Annotated in this window: 1 pseudogene; it reads right to left on the reverse strand. The window is 43.6% G+C overall.

Annotation, left to right across the window (positions count from 1 at the left end):
• Positions 1–227, reverse strand: a pseudogene (locus DDE80_RS15540) (IS4 family transposase); the annotation flags it as partial.

Genomic DNA, 227 nt, shown 5'->3' on the forward strand with positions numbered 1-227 from the left:
CAGAAGTTCTTTTTTTAACTTGAGAGAACGCCTTGCAGCTCGGTTTAATCGGCCGACAATTAATTCGAAAATACGCTTCACGATGAGGTAATTCAGTTCACCTAAACGTTTTGAAAGTGTCGAATAGTCCACTGATTTTAAGCCGTGTGCGGGTGCAACATCCGCAGCGTGGCGCATACTTTTCCATTCAAATGTAGCAGCACCAACCAAGTAGTCTAAAAGTGTCG

It is taken from the genome of Metalysinibacillus jejuensis (assembly GCF_003057615.1).
In the GTDB taxonomy this organism is placed as follows: domain Bacteria; phylum Bacillota; class Bacilli; order Bacillales_A; family Planococcaceae; genus Metalysinibacillus; species Metalysinibacillus jejuensis.